Source organism: Novisyntrophococcus fermenticellae (assembly GCF_018866245.1).
Lineage (GTDB): Bacteria > Bacillota > Clostridia > Lachnospirales > Lachnospiraceae > Novisyntrophococcus > Novisyntrophococcus fermenticellae.
The window spans coordinates 2385184-2405753 of record NZ_CP076458.1 but is presented as its reverse complement, the minus strand read 5'-3'; the positions used below and the strand labels follow the sequence as shown (position 1 = coordinate 2405753).

The following is a 20570-nucleotide window of genomic DNA, read 5'->3' as shown; positions in this document are numbered from 1 at the left end:
GCCCTGTATGGAGAGGTACTTGTATGAGCAATAAAAGAGAAGATTACATTTCCTGGGACGAATACTTTATGGCCGTTGCAAAACTTGCGGGTATGCGTTCTAAAGATCCTAGTTCGCAGGTCGGGGCATGTATTGTCAGCCCTGATAATAAGATTTTATCTATGGGGTATAACGGCTTTCCGACAGGCTGTTCCGATGATGAGTTTCCCTGGAGCAGGGATGAAGAAGATCCATTAAAGAGCAAGTATTTTTATGTAACACACAGTGAGCTGAATGCTATATTGAATTACCGCGGCGGAAGTCTGGAGGGGGCAAAGCTGTATGTATCTTTGTTTCCCTGCAATGAGTGTGCAAAGGCGATTATTCAGTCTGGTATTAAGACCGTAATCTATGCCTGTGACAAGTATGACAAAACACCTGCTGTTCTTGCATCTAAAATGATGTTTCAGGCCGCAGGGGTTGCCTTTCAGAAATATGAAGCCACGGACAGGACAATCCAAATTACCGTTTGAGATTGTATACAGAAAACCTGCCACTGGCAGCTTTCCTTGCCTACTTTGGTATAAAAAAATCCTCCGAAAAGCAGAGTACTGCTTTTCAGAGGATTTTTAAAATCCGTAGCGATTATTAATAAGCGCGTCCCCAATAAACCATCTTTTTGGCAGATTTTCCGCAGCAGACACAGGTTTCGCTGAGCTGTTCCTGATCAAATGGGATACAGCGGCTGGTTGCGGAAGTATCTTCCTTAATCTTATCTTCACATTCTTGACATCCACACCACATGGCTCGTATAAATCCGGGCTTTTCATTAATCGTAGTTTTGAAATCCTCATAGTTTTTTACGTCATATGTGTGTGTATTGCGATGTTCCAGCGCACGGACAAACATGTCTTTTTGAATTGCATCCAGTAATTCCTTCAATCTGTCCGGAATTTCAGGAATAGGAACCACAATCTTTTCGCGGGTATCTCGGCGAACCAGAACTGCCTGATTTTTTTCAATATCTTTTGGGCCAAGTTCAATTCTGACCGGAATTCCGCGCATTTCCTGCTCGGAGAATTTCCATCCGGGGCTTTTTTCAGAGTCGTCGATTTTAACGCGGATACCGGAACTCCTTAATTCTGAAAAAATATCCTGCGCCTTATCCATGACACCTTCTGCATCCTGACGAATGGGAACAATCATTACCTGAACCGGAGCGATTCTGGGTGGAAGCTTCAAACCGCTGTTATCGCCATGAACCATGATGATAGCACCAATCATACGTGTCGTCATGCCCCAGGAAGTCTGGTGAACATATTTCAGCGTATTATCCTTATCTGTATATTGAATGTTAAATGCCCGGGCAAACCCGTCACCGAAGTTGTGACTGGTGCCTGACTGCAGTGCCTTGCCATCGTGCATAAGAGATTCTATGGTATAGGTTGCTTCAGCGCCTGCAAATTTTTCCTTATCGGTCTTGCGGCCTTTGATTACCGGAATAGCAAGTTCCTGTTCACAAAAATCAGCGTAGATATTTAACATCTGTATTGTTCTGGCTTCAGCTTCTTCTGCAGTAGCATGAGCCGTATGGCCTTCCTGCCATAAGAATTCTCTGGAACGCAGGAAAGGTCTGGTGGTCTTCTCCCAGCGAACCACAGAACACCACTGATTATAGACTTTGGGCAGATCTCTGTGGGAATGGATTTCTCTGGAGTATAAATCGCAGAAAAGAGTTTCTGAAGTAGGTCTTACGCAGAAACGTTCCTGAAGAGGTTCCAGTCCTCCGTGAGTAACCCAGGCCACCTCTGGTGCAAATCCTTCAACGTGGTCTTTTTCTTTTTGAAGAAGACTTTCGGGAATGAACATGGGAAGATAAACATTTTCCACCCCGGTTTCTTTGAAACGGCGGTTCAGCTCCTGCTGAATGTTTTCCCATATTGCGTATCCTGCGGGTTTGATGACCATACAGCCTTTTACGCTCGTATAGTCCGTCAGATCTGATTTTAATACCACATCCGTATACCATTGTGCGAAATCATCTTCCATGGAAGTGATGGCTTCCACAAGTTTCTTTTCCTTAGCCATGTGAATTCTCCTTTTTTAATAAATAAAAAAACCACCGTATCCCCAATAGGGACCGATAGCTTGATTTTCGGTGGTACCACCCTGATTAGCCGGAAATACCGACTCTCTCAACAGGCCTTAACGCAGCCATACGTTCTGCTTTCACAGAAAGCTCCAAGGCGGGTTCCACGCACTTCTCACAGGAATCTTTCAGCAGATGATTCCCTCTCTGCGGATCGTCATGCATGTACTAATCCTCTTCAACACCAATAATATTATTTATGAGGAGAAATTGTTCATCCCCTTTTTTGACCATGGTATCATTCTATGCTAAACGGGGCAGTTTGTCAAGGAGGGAAAAGCTTTGTATGAAAGCAAGCTTTTCTCCCAAAGCATTGAAATACTATTTCAAATAGGGTAAAATAACAAAGAACCGCTGACAACTTAAATTCGTCATTGGAGGAGAAGGGATTGAAATTAAAATTACCGGCAAGTGTGAATGCAATTATTAACAGCCTTCAGGCAAAGGGGTATGAAGCTTATGCGGTAGGCGGCTGTGTTCGGGATTCTATTCTGAATCGGGAGCCGGAGGATTGGGATATTACCACATCGGCAACGCCGTGGCAGGTCAAAGATATATTCAACCGTACCGTGGATACAGGAATTTCGCATGGAACTGTAACCGTATTGATCGGAAATAATGCTCATGAAGTGACAACTTACCGTATTGATGGTGACTATGAGGACGGGAGACATCCCAGTGAAGTTACATTTACAGCATCGCTGGAAGAAGATTTAAGACGAAGAGACTTTACGATAAATGCTATGGCTTACAACGATGACAGTGGGTTGATTGATCTCTATGGAGGCGTAGAGGATCTTCAGCATAAATGTATTCAGTGTGTTGGAAATGCCGAAGCACGATTCGGTGAAGATGCACTCCGAATCCTTCGGGCACTGCGTTTTGCCGCTCAGCTGGATTTTGGGATTGAGCAGGCAACTTACGATGCGATTTGCAAATTATCCGGGACATTGTCTAAAATCAGTGCCGAGCGGATTGCTGCGGAGATGACCAAGCTTTTGCTGTCCGGGCATCCGGAATATATTCAGTATGCTTTTGATACCGGAATTACCAGTGTGATTCTGCCGGAATTTGATGCTATGATGAATACGGCGCAGAATAATCCCCATCATTGTTATGACGTGGGGCATCATACAATTGAAAGTTTAAAATATATATCTGCAGATAAAGTCCTCCGCATCACCATGCTGCTTCATGACGTGGGAAAACCGGGCTGCAGGGTTACGGATGAGGATGGAATCGACCATTTCAAGGGGCACGCCATGGAGGGCATGGAACTGTCCAGAGAAATACTTCAGCGATTAAAATTTGATAATGACACGATCTATCAGGTTACAAATCTGATAAAGTGGCATGACTGCAGGATGGAGCCATCCATGAAGATGGTTCGTAAAGTGCTGAACAAATTAGGACCTGATTTATTTGGCAAGCTTTTAAAAGTACAATATGCGGATACCATGGCACAAAGTGGTTTTTGCCGAAAAGAAAAACTGCAGAACATTTCCGAGGTGGAAAGGTGTTTTCAGGAGATTATGGATTCGAAGCAGTGTATTTCCTTGAAAGACTTAAAGCTGACGGGTCAGGATCTTATTACGATGGGCATGAAACCCGGCCCTCAGATTGGGGAACTGCTCAACCGGGCTTTGGACCAGGTATTGGAATATCCCGAAAAGAATCAGCGGGATTATCTGCTTTTTTATATTAAGACACTTATAAAAGAAGAAAGAGAAAATAAATAAATTCGCTTTTTGCACCGTCTTATCTGCGCGTGCATGAATGCTCCGACCCTTGCATACTATAGAAGGACGAGAAATCTTCCAGTGTACCGGCACTTAAGTAGAAAAGGGGGAGCATGCGTGTACGATCGTGGGTTATGGATATTGGAACAGTATGGACTGACAGCAAAATCGTCCTGCAAGGGAAGAGGAGTCCTGCTCTATGAGACACAAGAAGGGTGGGTCAGCATTAAGGAATGCGGCGGCACAAAGCAGAAGCTGGAACAACAGTATACGCTGATGGAAAAGGTCAAGAATTCGGAATTTCCGTATCTGGATTGTCTCCGGCGAAACCTGGAGGGAGAGCTTCTGTCCTGTGACAGAGAAGATAACACATATGTGGTTCGTGACTGGTATTCCGGAAAGGAGTGCGATACCCGTTCTATTTCTGACATCGAACGGGCGGTGGAAATGCTGGCAGCCCTTCATAAGGTAATGCATCTTGAAGTAAAAGAAGAATATGTCCGGGAATCTCTGATTCATGAGTGCATGCGTCACAACGCCGAAATCCGGAAAACAAGAAAATTCATACATAAGCGTCAGAAGAAAAGTGCTTTCGAGATGAAACTGCTTTCCTGCGTGGAACCTTTTCTGGAAAAAGGGGAGGAGATGGTAGAAAATCTGAAAAGTTCTGGATATGAAGAACTTAGAAATTTGAATCTGGAAAATGGAAGCATTTGCCATGGGGATTACAATCAGCACAATGTAATCTTTTCAGGCAGCAGGACAGCCGTAACCAATTTTGACAGATGGAACTATGATATACAGACCGCAGATTTGTATCACTTCATGAGGAAAATATTGGAAAAGCATAACTGGGACATTGCCCTGGGTGAGGGAATGATTGAAACATATCAGAAGGTGAGACCTCTTTCAGAACGCGAATTAATGGACTTGAGACTCCGGCTTTCCTATCCCTGGAAATTCTGGAAGCTTGTCAATCACTATTCCAACAATAACAAGGTTTGGATTTCCGGGAAGAATGTTGAGAAGCTGGAACAATTGCAGCTGCAATTTGGAAACTGGCAAAACTTTCTGAAAAACATCTTTTAGTCATTTCTTTTTCCTCCATTTTGGTATATAATTTTCTCAACGAAAGAATAACAAATGGAGGTATCAGGATGGATTATAAGGCAGTTTATCAGTCATGGCTGGAGAACCCATATTTTGATGACAGAACAAAAGAAGAGTTACGTGCTATCGCAGAGGACGAGAATGAGATAAAAGAACGTTTTTACAGGGATTTGGAATTTGGTACGGCAGGCTTAAGAGGGATTATCGGTGCCGGAACAAACAGGATGAATATTTATGTGATTCGTAAGACAACACAGGGTCTGGCGAATTATATTATCTCTGTACACGGGCAGGCGCAGGGAGCAGCCATTGCTTATGACTCTCGCCGCATGTCACCGGAATTTGCCCGGGAGGCCGCACTTTGTCTGGCCGCAAATGGGATAAAGGCATACATCTTTGAATCTCTGCGCCCTACGCCGGAGCTTTCTTTTGCAGTCCGAAAACTGGGATGTATAGCCGGAATTAATATCACTGCCAGCCATAATCCGCCGGAGTACAATGGCTATAAAGTGTACTGGGAAGATGGTGCCCAGATAACGCCGCCTCATGACATAGGGATTATGGATCAGGTAAAGCTGGTGACAGATTATAAGGACGTAAAGACGATGAGCCGGGAGGAAGCTGTTGCAGAAAACCTGTATCAGGTAATTGGTTCGGATATTGATGATTCTTATATCGGGGAGCTGAAGAGCCGGGTATTACATATGGATGCCATTGAAAAGGTGGCAAAAGATTTGAAAATCGTATATTCTCCCCTGCATGGAACAGGCAATATCCCAGCTCGCCGTGTGCTGAAGGAACTGGGATTCTGCCAGGTCTATGTTGTGAAGGAGCAGGAGCTTCCAGACGGAGAGTTCCCGACAGTAAGTTACCCAAATCCTGAAGCAGATGAGGCCTTTGATTTGGGGCTGAAACTGGCAAAGGAAATTGAAGCCGATCTGGTTCTGGCCACAGATCCTGACGCCGATCGCCTGGGTGTCAGGGTACGTGATAAGGATGGAAACTACCATACCCTGACCGGGAATATGTCCGGCTGTCTTCTGGCGGACTATGAGATTGGACAGCGAAAAGAACTTTATGGACTCCCCGATGATGGAGCCCTGATTAAGACGATTGTGACAAGTAATATGGCCGACGCAATTGCAAAGTATTATGGAGTGGAGCTGATTGAGGTTTTGACAGGCTTCAAGTATATCGGACAGCAGATCCTGGGCTTTGAGCAGAGCAAAAAAGGAAGCTATCTGTTTGGATTTGAAGAGTCTTACGGCTGCCTGATTGGAACTTATGCCCGTGACAAAGACGCAATTGTTGCAACCATGGCGCTCTGTGAAGCGGCAGCGTACTATAAGTCCCAGGGGATGACCCTATGGGATGCCATGATCATGCTTTATGAGAAGTACGGCTATTACAAAGACGACATTCAGTCTATTACGCTTACAGGTATTGAAGGACTGGCAAAAATCCAGGAAATTATGGATACGCTTCGCCGGGAACCTGTTAAGAAAATCGGTGATTACAGAGTGGTTTTATCCCGTGACTATAAAGAGGACAAGATAATTGAAACGGAAACCGGTGCTGTTAAGCCGACCGGGCTGCCCAAATCCAACGTTCTGTATTATGATCTGGAGGATGATGCCTGGATATGCGTAAGACCATCAGGAACGGAACCGAAGGTGAAGTTCTACTATGGAATCAAAGGCAGTTCTATGGCAGATGCGGATGCAAAATCGGCTGCTTTGGGAAAAGAAGTCGTAGATATGATTCATAAGATGTTATGATGAAGAATAAGTATACATTTCAGGACTTTCAGGAAATTATAAGGACCTTAAGAGGAAAAGACGGATGTGCATGGGACAAGATCCAGACCCATGAAAGCTTGATTCCATGCATGCTGGAGGAGGCTTATGAGGCTGTGGACGGAATAGAAACCCTTGTCGAAGGCGGAAGTCCTGACAATCTTTGCGAAGAGTTAGGAGACGTACTGATGCAGGTGGTATTCCATAGCCAGCTTGCTGAAGAAGAAGGAAACTTTACCTTGGAGGATGTGATAGATGGTATCAGCAAAAAGATGATACATAGACATCCCCATGTTTTTGGAGATTCCATGGAGGGGCAGCCGGACTGGGAGAAGCTGAAGAAAGAAGAGAAGGGCTCTCAAACCCCGGAAGAAGAAATTGCTGCAATTCCCAGGGCTCTTCCATCTCTGATCAAGACCTCAAAAGTTCTGAAAAAACTGGATTATTATTATGGGTTGAATAAGGAACCGCAAAAAAGCCTGCAGGAAGCCATAACCCGATTGGAGACGCTTAAAACAGAGACTGACGATATAAAAAAAGAAGAGCTGACAGGAGAGGCTTTCCTGTACTTATGTAATTATGCAAGGCTGAACGATATGAGCAGTGAAGTTTTGCTTGAAAAAACAGTAAAAAACCTCTTAAAAAGTCAAGAAATGCAGTAAATTCCTTGACAAATGAGAACGTAGAGTATATAAATAATTGTAGAGTTAAAATAACAGAGAAAATTTCTTATGAGATTGTGATGTTAACTAGCTTTTTATAATTTTTGAGAAGAAAACACAGGAGGAATTACTCATGAACAAAACTGAATTAGTTGCAGCTATCGCTGAGCAGACACAGTTATCCAGAAAGGATGCAGAAGCAGCACTGAAGGCTTTTACGGATGTGGTAGCCGATGAACTTAAAAAGGGTGGGAAGGTTCAGCTTGTTGGATTTGGTACTTTCGAAGTATCTGAAAGAGGAGAAAGAGAAGGAAGAAATCCTCAGACCGGCGAGACTATGATTATCAAAGCCTCTAAATCACCAAAATTCAAAGCCGGCAAGGCTTTAAAGGATATGATGAACTAATTCTATGAGACTGGACAAGTTTTTGAAAGTATCCAGACTGATAAAGCGCAGAACAGTTGCCAATGAGGCCTGTGATGCAGGTCGTGTGCTGGTGAACGGAAGGCCGGCCAAAGCATCCGTCCAGGTTAAGCCAGGAGATGTTCTGGAGATTCAGTTTGGCAGTAATGCTGTAAAGGTTGAAATCCTGAATGTGCAGGATACTGTCCGTAAAGAGGAAGCATCGGAACTGTACCGATATATGTAAATAAGGAATAGTATAGTGAAAGCCCCCATATAATAAGAAAGAAGTTATATGGAGGCTTTTTTTGTATGGAAGAACATTCCGGGAAACTGCATCAGATAAAGCTGTTAAACAGGAAAAGCGGAACCATAAGCGGTGTGGTGGACGTGCTGTCTTTTGACGAACATGAAATCCTGCTGGATACCACGGAGGGGAGGTTGATAATTAAAGGAAAGGAGCTTCACGTAGGGCGTCTTCAGCTGACAGAAGGGGAAGTGGATCTGGATGGGGAGGTAGAAAGTCTGGTCTATAGTTCCAAAGGCCAAAAAAATAATAGCGGTTCCCTTCTCAAGCATCTGTTCGGGTAATTCGTATGAGTGCTTATATGAGCAGAGAACTCCTGCTGTTTGTAAAATCAATCTGGTATGGAGCATTATTAGTGCTTACTTATGATGTGCTGAAAATCAGTCGGAATGTGATTCGGCACAGTTCAGCATTTGTGGCCCTGGAGGATCTTCTATTTTGGATCTTCTGTGCGCTTTTCCTGTTTGCCCGATATTTTCAGGAAAACAGCGGCATCTTAAGAGGCTATCTGGGAGCTGGAGTATTATTTGGAAGTCTGGCCTGCTATGTCAGCATCAGCCCATATTTTGTCAGGTTCTTTACTTTTTTGTTTAAAAAGATTTTAAAAATATTACGAATACCGCTGAATATTGTAAAAAAAGTGATAAAAAGGTTGAAATCCGGTCTGTTTAGAGTTAAACTATTGCTGAGAACCAAGTTGGGGGGACGTAAGAAAGGGGAGCGTCTCCAGAGTCATAATAAGGGTGAATCAGATGAAAAAAAGAAGAAACGCCGGCAAAAAAAAACGCACAAAGGCACACAGCCGTCAGAATAAGGCTGCGATGCTCTGCATTACTTTTGTCGTTAGCGTATTATTGGTAGTTTTATTGTTTGAAGGTCATTCACTGAAATTGAAAATTGATGCGAATGATAGAAAAACTGCACAACTGGAACAGAAAATAGCGGAAGAAAATCAAAGAACCAAGGATATCAATGATTTGCAGAGTTATATGCAAAGTGATGAATATCTGGAAAAAGCAGCAAAGGAAAAGCTGGGATTGATTAAGGATAATGAAATCCTTTTTAAGGAATCACAGTAGACTACGATTTTTGCCGAAAAGTTTTGCTGGAATTTCATGATTTTTTGACATTTTTTTTACATACAGGCGGTTATAATATTCCTTTAGTACAGGGTATAGAGGAGGAGTATTATATGCCGGGATGGATACTTGCCATGCTCTCATTCGGCGGTCTGCTGATTGTACGGGACATGGCAATCACTGTTTTTAGAACCAGAAAAAATAAAGTGGAAGCTGAAATCTATGAGAAGCATCCGCAGAAAGAACAGATGGAGCGTTATGCCAACTCCTTTCAAAGGCTGGCAAACTCATTCTACAGCATGCCTTATCGTAAGGAGCACCTGTCTAATGGGGAGATGGAGGAGATACTGAACCGGGTGCAGGAGGAGATGTGTACCGGCTGCAGTAAATTTGATTCCTGTTGGAGACTATGTTATCATCTGAATTATCAGCAGGCCTGTGATCTTATAGGAATCTTGGAGGAAGGGGATGCAGATCAGATTAACCGGGCACAGGGCGACTGGATGGTGCATTGTATTAATGGAGCGCGTTACCTGGATCGGTTAAAACAGTTGTTTTTTCAATCCAGACAGGCACTGGTCTGGAATAATAAGCTGATTGAAAACCGTCTTGCAGTGGCAGAGCAGCTGGGGGAAGTTGCACATATCATGCAGAAAACCGCTGAGAGCATCTACAGCATCAGTACTGTGCCCGAGAATCTGGAAGAACAGGTAAAAAAAGCATTGAGAAAGCAGCATGTAATCGTTAAAAAGATGTGGATGCTGGAAAAGCCGGCAGAGAAGATACAGATTTATATTACGATGCGTGCCCGTGCCGGACAATGTATAACTTTACATGAGATATCCCGTGTGCTTTCAAAAATTTGTGGGACAAGTATGGCTGCTGTGAAGGAAGGGCATACAATACTGAATGGAGAATATAATACTGTGCTTTTTATGGAAGATGTAAATTACAGGGTATTGTATGGAGTTGCTAAGGTAACCAAGGAAAATGAAAATATTTCCGGAGACAGTTATGCCTGCACAGACGGTGAAGGAAAGTTCGTCATGTGTCTGTCGGATGGGATGGGGTCCGGACTGGATGCCAATAAAGAAAGTGAGGCTGTGGTGGATTTGCTTGAGCAATTTATAACTTCAGGATTTTCAAAAGAGACCGCAGCCAAGATGATTAATTCTGCTCTCGTTCTTCAGAGGAATGACGGGATGTTTTCAACAGTAGATCTTTGTTCTTTGGATCTTTACAGTGGGGTCTGCGATTTTCTTAAAGCCGGAGCTGCCACCTCATTCATTAAGAGAGACCAGTGGGTGGAGACAATCACGTCCACGAGTATTGCTGCGGGGCTGGTACAGCAGCTGGATTTTGATACAACGACTAAAAAGCTGTATAATGGTGACTATCTGATTATGGTGACAGACGGAGTTTTGGATGCTCTTCCCCTCTCCAGGGAGGAGGAAACCATGAAAGAAATCATTATGCAAATTCACAGTACAACGCCGAAAGAGTTTGGACGCAGTATTCTGGAACGTGTTATGGCATATTGTGGCTATGAAGCGAAGGACGATATGACCGTATTGGTGGCCGGAGTCTGGGAAAAATAATAAGGAAATAAAAACATGATTGAATTACGTGTTTTAAACTACATCAACAAATATCATATGCTGCTTCCTCAGGATATCTGCCTTGTGGCCCTGTCCGGGGGAGCAGATTCTGTATGCCTGCTGAGTCTTTTGTATAATCTGCAGACGAAGATCGGATATAAGCTCCAGGCAATTCATGTCAATCACAATCTAAGAGGTGAAGAGGCTAAAAGAGATGCCGGCTATGCAAGAGAATTATGTGCCTCAAGAAATATTCCATATTATGAATATTCTTATCAGGTAAAAGAACTGTCTGAAGAATATCATATGGGAACGGAAGAAATGGGCAGAAAAGTCCGGCAGGAGGCTTATGCAGATTGTATGAAAAAACACGGCGCTACGAAACTTGCGCTCGCCCATCATCAGAATGATTTGGCTGAGACCTTCCTGTTTCATCTGGCGAGAGGTACATCGCTTGGTGGTCTGGCGGCGATTCGGGCGGTGCGGGGGGATGTTATACGGCCGCTTTTGTGTATGAACCGGAAGGAAATTGAGCAATATTTAAAAGAGTCTAAAATCTTATACTGTGAGGACAGTACGAATGCAGGGGATGCTTACACCAGGAATCAGATTCGGCATCATGTGGTTTCTTATCTGACAGAAGAGGTGAATAAAGACACAGTGACCCATATTTCGGAGGTATCAGAGGATATCTTAGAAGTGCTGAACTATATGGAAGCACAGGCAAAGAGAGTGGAGGATACAGAAACTGTCACATTCAGAAAAAAAGATGCGTGGGGCCGTCCCGGGGAACCTGAAAGAATCCTGTTGAATATGGAATTTTTTCAGGAAACACATATCCTACAGGGGATGATACTCATTTCAGCCATCGAAAGGCTGTGTGGAAAGAGGAACAACATTACCAGAGAACATGTAGAACTCGTGCTCCGGCTGAAGAATGCATCTGTAGGAAAGCAGGTATCACTGCCCCATGGTGTGATTGCTGTGAGAAATTATGAGAATGTTGAACTGTCAATGCATACAGGGAGAAATGATATCCGGCTAAGTGAGATTATCGAAATTCCGGTTAATGGCAGCATTCAATGGGGAGATTTTACGATAAAGACGAGAATTTCAACATATAAAGGAGAACGAATTCCTGAAAAAACGTATACGAAATGGTTTGATTATGATAGAATAAAGCAGAATGCTGTGTTTCGTACCAGAAGAAGCGGTGATTATCTGATTATTAATGCCTCCGGCGGACATAAAAAACTGAAAGACTATCTGATAGACTGTAAGGTTCCCCGGAATGAACGGGACCGTTTGCTTCTTTTGACATCAGGAGATGAGGTGCTTTGGGTTGTGGGATACCGGATAGGCGAATCTGCCAAAGTAAGCGAAAACACAAAGCAAATGATAGAAATCCATGTAACAGGAGGAAATACGAATGAGTGAAAAAATTCGGGAACTGATCAGCGAAGAGAAAGTAGATGCCCGGATTCGTGAAATCGGACAACAGATAAGCCGCGATTATGCAGGGAAGACATTACACCTGATTTGTGTGCTGAAAGGCGGAGTATATTTTATGTGTGAACTTTCCAAGCGGATTTCGGTTCCGGTGAGTCTGGATTTTATGTCAATTTCCAGCTACGGAGATGATACGAAGTCCAGCGGAGTAGTGAAGATTGTAAAGGATCTGGATCAGCCGCTGGAAGGAAAGCATGTTATGATTGTGGAGGATATCATAGATTCAGGACGGACGCTGGGTTATCTTATGGAAATTCTTAAAAAGAGAAATCCGGCCAGTCTGAAATTATGTACGCTGTTGGATAAACCAGACCGCCGAGTTGTAAACAGTGTTGAGACAGATTATTGCTGTTTTGAAATTCCGGATGAGTTTGTGGTGGGTTATGGACTTGATTATGCACAAAAATACAGAAATCTCCCCTATATTGGCGCGTTAGATTTTGAAGAATAAAGGAGTAAACGTTGAAGAAGCAGAACAGAGGATTCGGGGGATACATTATATTAGCTGTATTCCTTATATTAATTTTGATTTACCTTCCGGGGCTGATAAGAAGAGGTCAGACTGTGACGGAAGCTACATTTGTAAAGGCACTTGAAGCCGGAGAGATTACAGAAATTGAAATCACACAGAATAAAGAGGTACCGACGGGAAGCCTGGTTTATACAACAAAGGATAATAAGACCGCAACCTATATTTTCAGTGACATCAAGGAAGTAAAACAGCAGATGAAGGATGCGGATTTTACAAATTTCCTTACAAAGAATGTGCTGCAGGACAGCGGCATGGCAGGATTCATACTTCCGTTGGTTGTGAGTGTGGGTATGGTGCTGCTCGTGTTTTTTATGATGAATCGCATGATGGCCGGTGCTTCCGGAGGCGGCAACGGCAAGATGATGGATTTTGGAAAGAGCAGAGCAAAGCTGACCACGGATCATGAGAAGAAAGTGACCTTTAATGACGTGGCCGGACTTAAGGAAGAAAAAGAGGATCTGGAAGAAATTGTGGATTTTCTGAAACGTCCCCAGAAGTATACAAAGGTGGGCGCAAGAATTCCCAAGGGAGTTCTGCTTGTGGGTCCTCCCGGAACAGGTAAAACTTTGCTGGCCAAAGCCGTGGCCGGAGAGGCTGGTGTACCTTTTTTCAGTATCTCGGGTTCTGACTTTGTGGAAATGTTTGTGGGCGTGGGTGCTTCTCGTGTCAGAGATTTATTTGAAGATGCAAAAAAGCATGCACCCTGTATCATATTTATTGATGAGATTGATGCTGTTGCCAGAAGGCGCGGAACCGGAATGGGCGGCGGACATGATGAGCGGGAGCAAACCTTAAACCAGCTGCTCGTAGAGATGGATGGATTCGGTGTTAACGAAGGAATCATAGTTATGGCTGCAACCAACAGAGTGGATATTCTGGATCCGGCAATTCTCCGGCCGGGGCGATTTGACCGCAGGGTGGCTGTGGGAGCACCGGATGTAAGGGGAAGAGAAGAAATACTGAAGGTTCATGCAAAAGGGAAGCCGTTGGCCGAGGACGTGGATTTAAAACAGATTGCCCAGACGACGGCAGGCTTTACCGGTGCGGAACTTGAAAATCTCTTGAATGAGGCTGCAATTCTGGCTGCAAAGCAGGATAGGGTCTATTTGAATCAGGAGGATATCAAGTCATCATTTATTAAGGTTGGCATTGGCACCGAGAAAAAGAGCCGTGTGATTTCTGAAAAAGAGAAGAGAATTACTGCATATCATGAAACAGGTCATGCCATATTGTTCCATGTTTTACCGGATATGGAACCTGTTTATACAATTTCCGTTATTCCTACGGGGCAGGGGGCTGCCGGATACACGATGCCTCAGCCGGAGAATGATGATATGTTTAATACCAGAGGTAAGATGCTGCAGGACATTACTGTCTGCCTGGGTGGGCGTGTAGCCGAAGAATTGATTTTTGATGATATTACCACAGGAGCATCTCAGGATATCAAACAGGCCACGGCTACGGCAAGAGCGATGGTTACGAAGTATGGAATGTCAGGAAAATTAGGACTGGTGAATTATGGCGATGATTCTGAGGAGGTTTTTATCGGACGGGACTGGGGACATACAAAGAACTTCAGTGAAAATGTGGCAGCAATAATCGATGAGGAAGTCCGTTCGATTATAGAAGAATGCCATACCAGAGCAAAACAACTCATCCAGGAGCATTCTTATGTATTGCATGAATGCGCAAAACAGCTGATGACAAAAGAAAAATTGAATCGGCAGGAATTTGAAGCCATTTTTATGCAGGAAAAGGTCGGAGTTGAGGGATGAATTAAAAAATAGACAAAAACAGATGTCGAAATTTGTGAGATTTGTGCACACTTTTGGTGGGGAACATGGTATTATAATAACTGTAAAACCCCCAATACATTATATAGTTTTTGCTACACCCCATAAGAAGAAATACCTTCTCCAAAAAGGACAGCACTTGGTGCTGTCCTTTTTACTTGTTATACAAAAGGATTTGAGGTAATATATAAAGATAGAGAGAAATGAGGTCAGAGTATGGAGTTTGAAAAAAAACAACAGTATGTTACTCAGATGAGGGGTGTGTTTAATAAACGTGCGTTGTACAGTGACGAGACCAGGCAGTACAAAACGCCCTTTGAACCGGAACCGGGTGATCTGGTGACGATTCGTTTTCGCACTATGAAGAATAATGTGGATGCAGTATATTTTATCAGCGGCGCAGTCCGCGAACCCATGTACGTAGGTGTAAGCCGGAACGGTTTCGATTATTATGAGATCCAGATACCTGTGGAAGAGGAAATTCTTCATTATTATTTCGAAATTCGCTGTGGAAAAATCTGTTGCTATTATAATAAATTAGGTGTGTCCAGGGAACTGCAGGAATCTTACTCCTTCACCATTGTGCCAGGATATAAAACCCCTGATTGGGCAAAAGGAGCTGTAACCTATCAGATTTATGTAGACCGTTTTTGTAACGGCGATAAGACAAATGATGTGCAGAGTGCCGAATACTATTATATTGATAAAAAAGTGGTACAGGTAGAGGACTGGTCCAGGACTCCGGATACTCTGGATGTAAATAACTTCTATGGAGGAGATATTCAGGGAGTTATCGATAAACTGGATTATCTGGAGGATCTGGGTGTTCAGGTTTTATATTTAAATCCGATTTTTGTTTCTCCCTCCAATCACAAGTATGATATTCAGGACTATGATTATGTAGATCCACATTTTGGGAGAATTGTCAGTGATACAGGGGAGCTGTTAAAAGAAGGGGATATAGATAATTCCCATGCCGGCAAGTATATCAACCGGGTAACGAATCTGGAAAATCTCGAAGCGGGCAATCAGCTGTTTATCAAATTGGTTGAGGAAGTACACAGAAGAGGAATGAAAATCATCCTGGACGGTGTATTCAATCACTGTGGTTCTTTTAATAAATGGCTGGACAGAGAGAGAATCTATGAACATCAGGAAGGATATGAGGATGGCGCTTTTATCTCGAAGGGAAGTCCTTACCACAGTTTTTTCAAGTTCCATAATGAACATGCATGGCCGTATAATGAGTTCTATGACGGCTGGTGGGGGCATGATACACTTCCCAAGCTAAATTATGAGGATTCTCCAAAGCTTGTGGAGGATATTATGCGTGTGGCGCGTAAGTGGGTCTCCCCGCCTTTTAACGCTGACGGGTGGCGGCTGGATGTAGCCGCCGATTTGGGGCATTCACCGGAATATAATCATAAGTTCTGGCAGGAATTCCGGAAAGTAGTTAAAAGTGCAAATCCTGAGGCAATTGTATTGGCTGAACATTATGGAGATGCCAGGGCGTGGCTTCTGGGGGATCAATGGGATACAGTCATGAATTATGACGCATTTATGGAGCCGGTTTCCTGGTTTTTCACCGGGATGGAAAAGCACAGTGACCAGTTTCGCCAAGATCTGCTTGGAAATGCAGAGGTATTTGCCAATTCAATGCTGTATCATTCGGCTCAGTTCTGCCGGCAGTCCCTGGAGACTGCCATGAACGAACTTGACAATCATGATCATTCCAGATTTCTGACAAGGACCAACCATATGGTCGGAAGGCTGGCTGACGAGGGCTCCCATGCTGCGGTTGAGAATGTAAATAAGGCTGTTCTAAGAGAAGCAGTCGTTGTTCAGATGACCTGGCCGGGTGCACCTACCATCTACTACGGAGATGAAGCGGGTGTTTGCGGATTTACGGATCCGGACAGCAGAAGAACCTATCCCTGGGGTCACGAAGACCGGGAACTTTTGCGCTTTTATAAGAATATCATCTATATTCATAAGAGGTATCCGGTCCTGACCGGAGGCAGTCTGAAGTTTTTATATCAGGACTATAATGTTCTTTCTTATGCCCGCTTTGATAAATCAGAACAGATTGTAGTGGTTGTAAATAACCGGGCGGAACAGGTGTATGTGGAAATTCCGGTATGGGAGGCAGGAATTCCCAGAACAGAGGATACGTCCATAGAAGAGGTCTTCAGTACCAATGCCATAGGTTTTTCTACAATGGTGCGGAAAAGAGAGGTAAAGGCGGGGGTTTTAACTCTGGATTTGTTCCCTCTGTCTGCAGTTGTGTTTTATCGTGAAGAGGATTAAAAAATACCTTGCATTTTTTGCAAATATGTTTTATAATCTATTCTTGTCAGGTTCATCCTGACATATGGACGGATTCCCGAGTGGCCAAAGGGGACAGACTGTAAATCTGCTGCAAATTGCTTCGGTGGTTCGAATCCACCTCCGTCCAGTTTTGCACATTGGATATAAGCAAAAAAACAATGTGCCGGAATAAAGTGTTGCCGTACGATGAAAATTGTACGGCGGCACTTTTTATGTTATACTGATTTTTTAACGGTGGATTTCAGGCAATATATCAGGAGATGAAAGCATGATAGATAAAGAGGACATTAGATTCGAGGTGCGGGGACAGACTTTTCAGCGTGGACAGTTGATTTTTCAGTGTCAGGGTGTCAAGGATGTAGTGCTTCATACCAAAACAGATGAGGAAGGATATAGGATCACTCAGATTGCGGGACGTGTCAGGGGAAGTACGAGAAACTACTATGAGGTTCGCTTATCAGTGGATGAGGAGTATTCTGAGATTGCTGAAACACACTGTGAATGTAAGGCCTTTTATAGCTATCCTGGTCCCTGCAAGCACTGCGTTGCACTTGCCCTCCAGTATATACAAATACGGGATGCCGGACATGCAGGACTTTTCTCAAAACCTGTCTTACAGACAGGGAACCTGGGGGGAATTAAGCTTACCGAACCTGCTATGGGGCGGGTTCTCGAGTATTACAGACGGAAAAAAGAGATTCCCTTTCTGCAGCCCCGGGAATTGGGAAAAGTTAAGCTTGAGCCTGTCTTGCATGTGGATACAGAGAATGTAAGCCTGGAATTCCGTATAGGAAATAAGAAGATGTATGTGCTGAGAAATATAAAAGATCTGGTGCGGGCTGTTCAAAACATGGAGAACGTAAGCTATGGGAAGGAACTTGAATTCATCCATACGATGCACGCTTTTACGGCTGATAGCCAGAAGATCCTGAGGTTTATCTTGCAGCAGTCTGAAAGAACAGCCCCCGGGTCTGAACGGTCGATGCAGCTTACACATGGGAGCTTTGAACGGTTTCATGAGATTATCGGAAAGATGGAATTTGCGGGGCATGTAAAAGGAGAAAAGGAACAGAACTGGAGATTCGTGGAAGAGGAACCCTCACGGCAGGTGATTATAATCGGAGAAGAACAGGGAATCCATATTGAAATGCATTCCGTATGCAAGTATACCGGAGTGAATTATGTCTATTATTTTAAAGGCGGACGTATCTACCGGCTTGCTATTGAAAAAGAAGAGGAACTCCGGGAGTTTGAAAACTATATGGACTCTTGGCGGGGTCTCTCAAACTATGTGGGCACCGAAGAAGTCCCGATATTTGTGAGAAATCTGCTGCCTCTAATGAAAAAAAATTACCGGATAGAGACAAAAAATTTCAATCCGGCACTTTATGAACCCCTAAGTCCCGTGTTTGAACTGTATCTGGATGCACCCGAAAAAAACAGGATTACCTGTGACCTTGTTGCTGTATACGGTGAGGAGAGATATCATGTGTTTACAGCGGCGGAAAATAATTATAAAAGAGACTACTTAAAGGAATATGAGACTGGAATGCTGGTGAGCAGATACTGTAATGCTTATGATGAAAAAAACAGTCTGCACACCATTGTGGATGACGATGAAAAGATGTACGAATTTATAACAGAAGGGGTTCCCGGGTTTCAGAAAGATCTAGATGTTTTTATATCCGACAGACTGAAACACCTGCGTGTAATTAGTGAGCCAAAGGCAGCAGTAGGAATTTCCCTGTCAGGGGGGCTCCTGGAATTCACCCTGGATTCCATAGACTTGTCCATGGAACAGATGGTATCCCTGCTTTCAAAATATGATTTAAAAAAGCGATTTTACCGTCTTAAAAGCGGAGAATTTATCAATCTTCAAAATAAAAATCTGGAGCGGCTTGCGAACTTGAAAAAAGAGTTTCAGATACCGGACCACCTGATGAAGCAGGGGGCGGTATCTATTCCCAGATACAGAGCCTTATATCTCGAGGAAGAGTTGAAGAAGTTGGAGGGTATTCCTGCGCATAGAAATAAAGATTTTCGAACCTTGATCCGGAACATGCAGCCTGCCGAAATAGAAAATCATAAACTTCCCCGCGGACTTGAAACAGTTTTGAGAGAATACCAGAAAAAGGGATTTTTATGGCTGAAAACACTGAAAGAAAATGAGTTTGGGGGTATTCTGGCGGATGATATGGGGCTTGGCAAGACGCTTCAGGTCATTGCATTCTTACTGTCTGAATATCAGGACCAGGAAGCTGATCTTAGCAGGACGCTGATTATCTGCCCTGCATCTTTAGTTTTCAACTGGAAAAGTGAATGCACGCAGTTTGCGCCTGAACTGCCGGTCACTATGGTCGTGGGGAATGCAGAGGAACGAAAAAGTCTGATAGAATCAGCGGGTAAAAGAGATATTCTTATCACATCCTATGATCTTTTAAAGAGAGATATGGAGAGCTATCGGAAGATTCTGTTTTCCAATGAAATTATTGATGAGGCTCAGTATATAAAAAATCATGCGACACAGGCAGCGAAGGCAGTCAAAAAGATCAATGCAGGATTTCACATAGCACTGACAGGCACTCCTGTGGAAAACAGGCTTAGCGAACTCTGGAGCATCTTTGATTATCTGATGCCGGGATATCTGTACAGTTATCAAAGATTCCGAAGAGAGATTGAGACTCCTGTGGTACAGAGCAAGGGTGAAGACGCTCTTTTACGTCTGCATAGGATGATTCGCCCCTTTGTTCTTCGAAGGTTGAAAAAGGACGTGCTGCATGATCTGCCGGAAAAACTGGAAAAGAATCTCTACGCCGGAATGGAAGGTGAGCAGCGAAACATATATCAGGCGCATGTGCGCCGTCTGCAGATGACCCTGTCCATGCAAAGCGGGGAGGAATTCGAAAAATCCAGGATGTTAATTCTGGCGGAATTGACCAAATTAAGACAAATCTGCTGCGATCCTGCCCTGCTTTTGGAGGGATATGACCAGGGATCTGCTAAATTGGATCTCTGCCTGGAACTGGTGGAAAATGCTGTGGAGGGCGGCCATAAAATTCTCTTATTTTCTCAATTTACTACGATGTTGGATCGCATCTGCCAGGGACTTATTGAGAAGAAAATCAGCCATTATCTATTGACAGGTTCAACGTCAAAAGAGGAACGTATGCGTATGGTACAGGCTTTTCATGAGGATGAAACCAGTGTGTTCTGTATATCCCTGAAGGCAGGAGGAACGGGATTAAATCTGACTGCGGCGGATATCGTCATACATTATGATCCATGGTGGAATACAGCGGTACAGAACCAGGCAACAGACCGGGCACACAGAATCGGGCAGAAGAATAAAGTGATGGTTTACCGGTTAATTGCCAAGGATACCATAGAGGAAAAGATTGTGCAGCTTCAGGAGAAGAAGCAGCAGCTGGCAGACCAGGTGCTGGGAGGAGAAGGGTTGCAGGGTACTGCTTTTACAAAAGAAGAACTTTTGGACATTCTGGAGTTTTGATATCATTCAGCCATGTCAACCTTTTCATTTGTTAAAATTTGTGTTAGAATAGGTATACTTGATTAGAGTGTTTAAAGC

At 43.7% G+C, this 20570-nt stretch carries 17 protein-coding genes, 1 tRNA gene and 1 other annotated feature; of the genes, 17 read left to right on the top strand and 1 reads right to left on the bottom strand.

The features are described 5' to 3' along the window. Window positions 1-23: 23 nt before the first annotated feature. A complete protein-coding gene (locus KNL20_RS11070) occupies window positions 24-512 on the top strand; it encodes a deoxycytidylate deaminase (RefSeq protein WP_230397809.1) in 489 nt (162 codons plus the stop codon). 115 nt (window positions 513-627) lie between these two features. Here the strand turns inward: KNL20_RS11070 and proS are convergent, their stop codons facing one another. Further along, entirely contained in the window at window positions 628-2067 is a 1440-nt protein-coding gene (gene proS / locus KNL20_RS11065) for a proline--tRNA ligase (RefSeq protein WP_230397808.1), read from the bottom strand. 44 nt (window positions 2068-2111) lie between these two features. Further along, window positions 2112-2319 (bottom strand) — a binding site (T-box leader). A 198-nt stretch (window positions 2320-2517) separates the two neighbouring features. Here proS and KNL20_RS11060 point away from each other — a divergent pair. The 16 genes from KNL20_RS11060 to KNL20_RS10985 all read left to right on the top strand — a co-directional run bounded on the left by KNL20_RS11060 (window position 2518) and on the right by KNL20_RS10985 (window position 20492). Continuing rightward, window positions 2518-3867: a CCA tRNA nucleotidyltransferase gene (locus tag KNL20_RS11060; RefSeq protein WP_230397807.1), complete on the top strand. Its 1350-nt coding sequence runs from the start codon at window positions 2518-2520 to the stop codon at window positions 3865-3867. Between the two features lie 117 nt (window positions 3868-3984). Continuing rightward, window positions 3985-4956 carry a phosphotransferase gene (locus tag KNL20_RS11055; protein ID WP_230397806.1) on the top strand — a complete coding sequence of 324 codons (972 nt, stop codon included), beginning with the start codon at window positions 3985-3987 and terminating at the stop codon, window positions 4954-4956. Between the two features lie 68 nt (window positions 4957-5024). Next, window positions 5025-6755: a phospho-sugar mutase gene (locus KNL20_RS11050; RefSeq protein ID WP_230397805.1), complete on the top strand. Its 1731-nt coding sequence runs from the start codon at window positions 5025-5027 to the stop codon at window positions 6753-6755. After that, window positions 6752-7435, top strand: a complete 684-nt coding sequence (locus KNL20_RS11045; protein ID WP_230397804.1) for a MazG family protein — start codon at window positions 6752-6754, stop codon at window positions 7433-7435. The genes KNL20_RS11050 and KNL20_RS11045 overlap by 4 nt, the downstream gene beginning before the upstream one ends. A gap of 133 nt (window positions 7436-7568) precedes the next feature. Next, window positions 7569-7841, top strand: coding sequence for an HU family DNA-binding protein (locus tag KNL20_RS11040; RefSeq protein ID WP_230397803.1), 273 nt, complete (start codon window positions 7569-7571; stop codon window positions 7839-7841). Window positions 7842-7845: 4 nt separating this feature from the next. Beyond that, window positions 7846-8085, top strand: a complete 240-nt coding sequence (locus KNL20_RS11035) for an RNA-binding S4 domain-containing protein (RefSeq protein WP_230397802.1) — start codon at window positions 7846-7848, stop codon at window positions 8083-8085. 65 nt (window positions 8086-8150) lie between these two features. Further along, window positions 8151-8429 carry a sporulation protein YabP gene (yabP, locus tag KNL20_RS11030; RefSeq protein WP_230397801.1) on the top strand — a complete coding sequence of 93 codons (279 nt, stop codon included), beginning with the start codon at window positions 8151-8153 and terminating at the stop codon, window positions 8427-8429. Window positions 8430-8446: 17 nt separating this feature from the next. Further along, window positions 8447-8959 carry a spore cortex biosynthesis protein YabQ gene (gene yabQ, locus KNL20_RS11025; RefSeq protein ID WP_230397800.1) on the top strand — a complete coding sequence of 171 codons (513 nt, stop codon included), beginning with the start codon at window positions 8447-8449 and terminating at the stop codon, window positions 8957-8959. Next, window positions 8898-9224: a septum formation initiator family protein gene (locus KNL20_RS11020; protein ID WP_230397799.1), complete on the top strand. Its 327-nt coding sequence runs from the start codon at window positions 8898-8900 to the stop codon at window positions 9222-9224. The genes yabQ and KNL20_RS11020 overlap by 62 nt, the downstream gene beginning before the upstream one ends. 113 nt (window positions 9225-9337) lie before the next feature. Continuing rightward, the gene (locus KNL20_RS11015; protein WP_230397798.1) at window positions 9338-10822 is read left to right on the top strand and encodes a SpoIIE family protein phosphatase; all 1485 of its coding nucleotides are present in this window, start codon (window positions 9338-9340) and stop codon (window positions 10820-10822) included. A 15-nt stretch (window positions 10823-10837) separates the two neighbouring features. Then, entirely contained in the window at window positions 10838-12259 is a 1422-nt protein-coding gene (tilS, locus tag KNL20_RS11010) for a tRNA lysidine(34) synthetase TilS (RefSeq protein WP_230397797.1), read from the top strand. Then, window positions 12252-12782: a hypoxanthine phosphoribosyltransferase gene (gene hpt, locus KNL20_RS11005; protein ID WP_230397796.1), complete on the top strand. Its 531-nt coding sequence runs from the start codon at window positions 12252-12254 to the stop codon at window positions 12780-12782. The genes tilS and hpt overlap by 8 nt, the downstream gene beginning before the upstream one ends. An 11-nt stretch (window positions 12783-12793) precedes the next feature. Then, a complete protein-coding gene (gene ftsH, locus KNL20_RS11000; protein ID WP_230397795.1) occupies window positions 12794-14638 on the top strand; it encodes an ATP-dependent zinc metalloprotease FtsH in 1845 nt (614 codons plus the stop codon). Between the two features lie 234 nt (window positions 14639-14872). After that, window positions 14873-16963 (top strand): glycoside hydrolase family 13 protein, encoded by a 2091-nt coding sequence (locus KNL20_RS10995; RefSeq protein WP_230397794.1) that lies wholly within the window; start codon window positions 14873-14875, stop codon window positions 16961-16963. A 66-nt stretch (window positions 16964-17029) separates the two neighbouring features. Further along, window positions 17030-17111: transfer RNA gene (locus tag KNL20_RS10990), tRNA-Tyr, on the top strand. Window positions 17112-17252: 141 nt separating this feature from the next. Further along, the gene (locus tag KNL20_RS10985; protein WP_230397793.1) at window positions 17253-20492 is read left to right on the top strand and encodes a DEAD/DEAH box helicase; all 3240 of its coding nucleotides are present in this window, start codon (window positions 17253-17255) and stop codon (window positions 20490-20492) included. Window positions 20493-20570 lie beyond the last annotated feature (78 nt).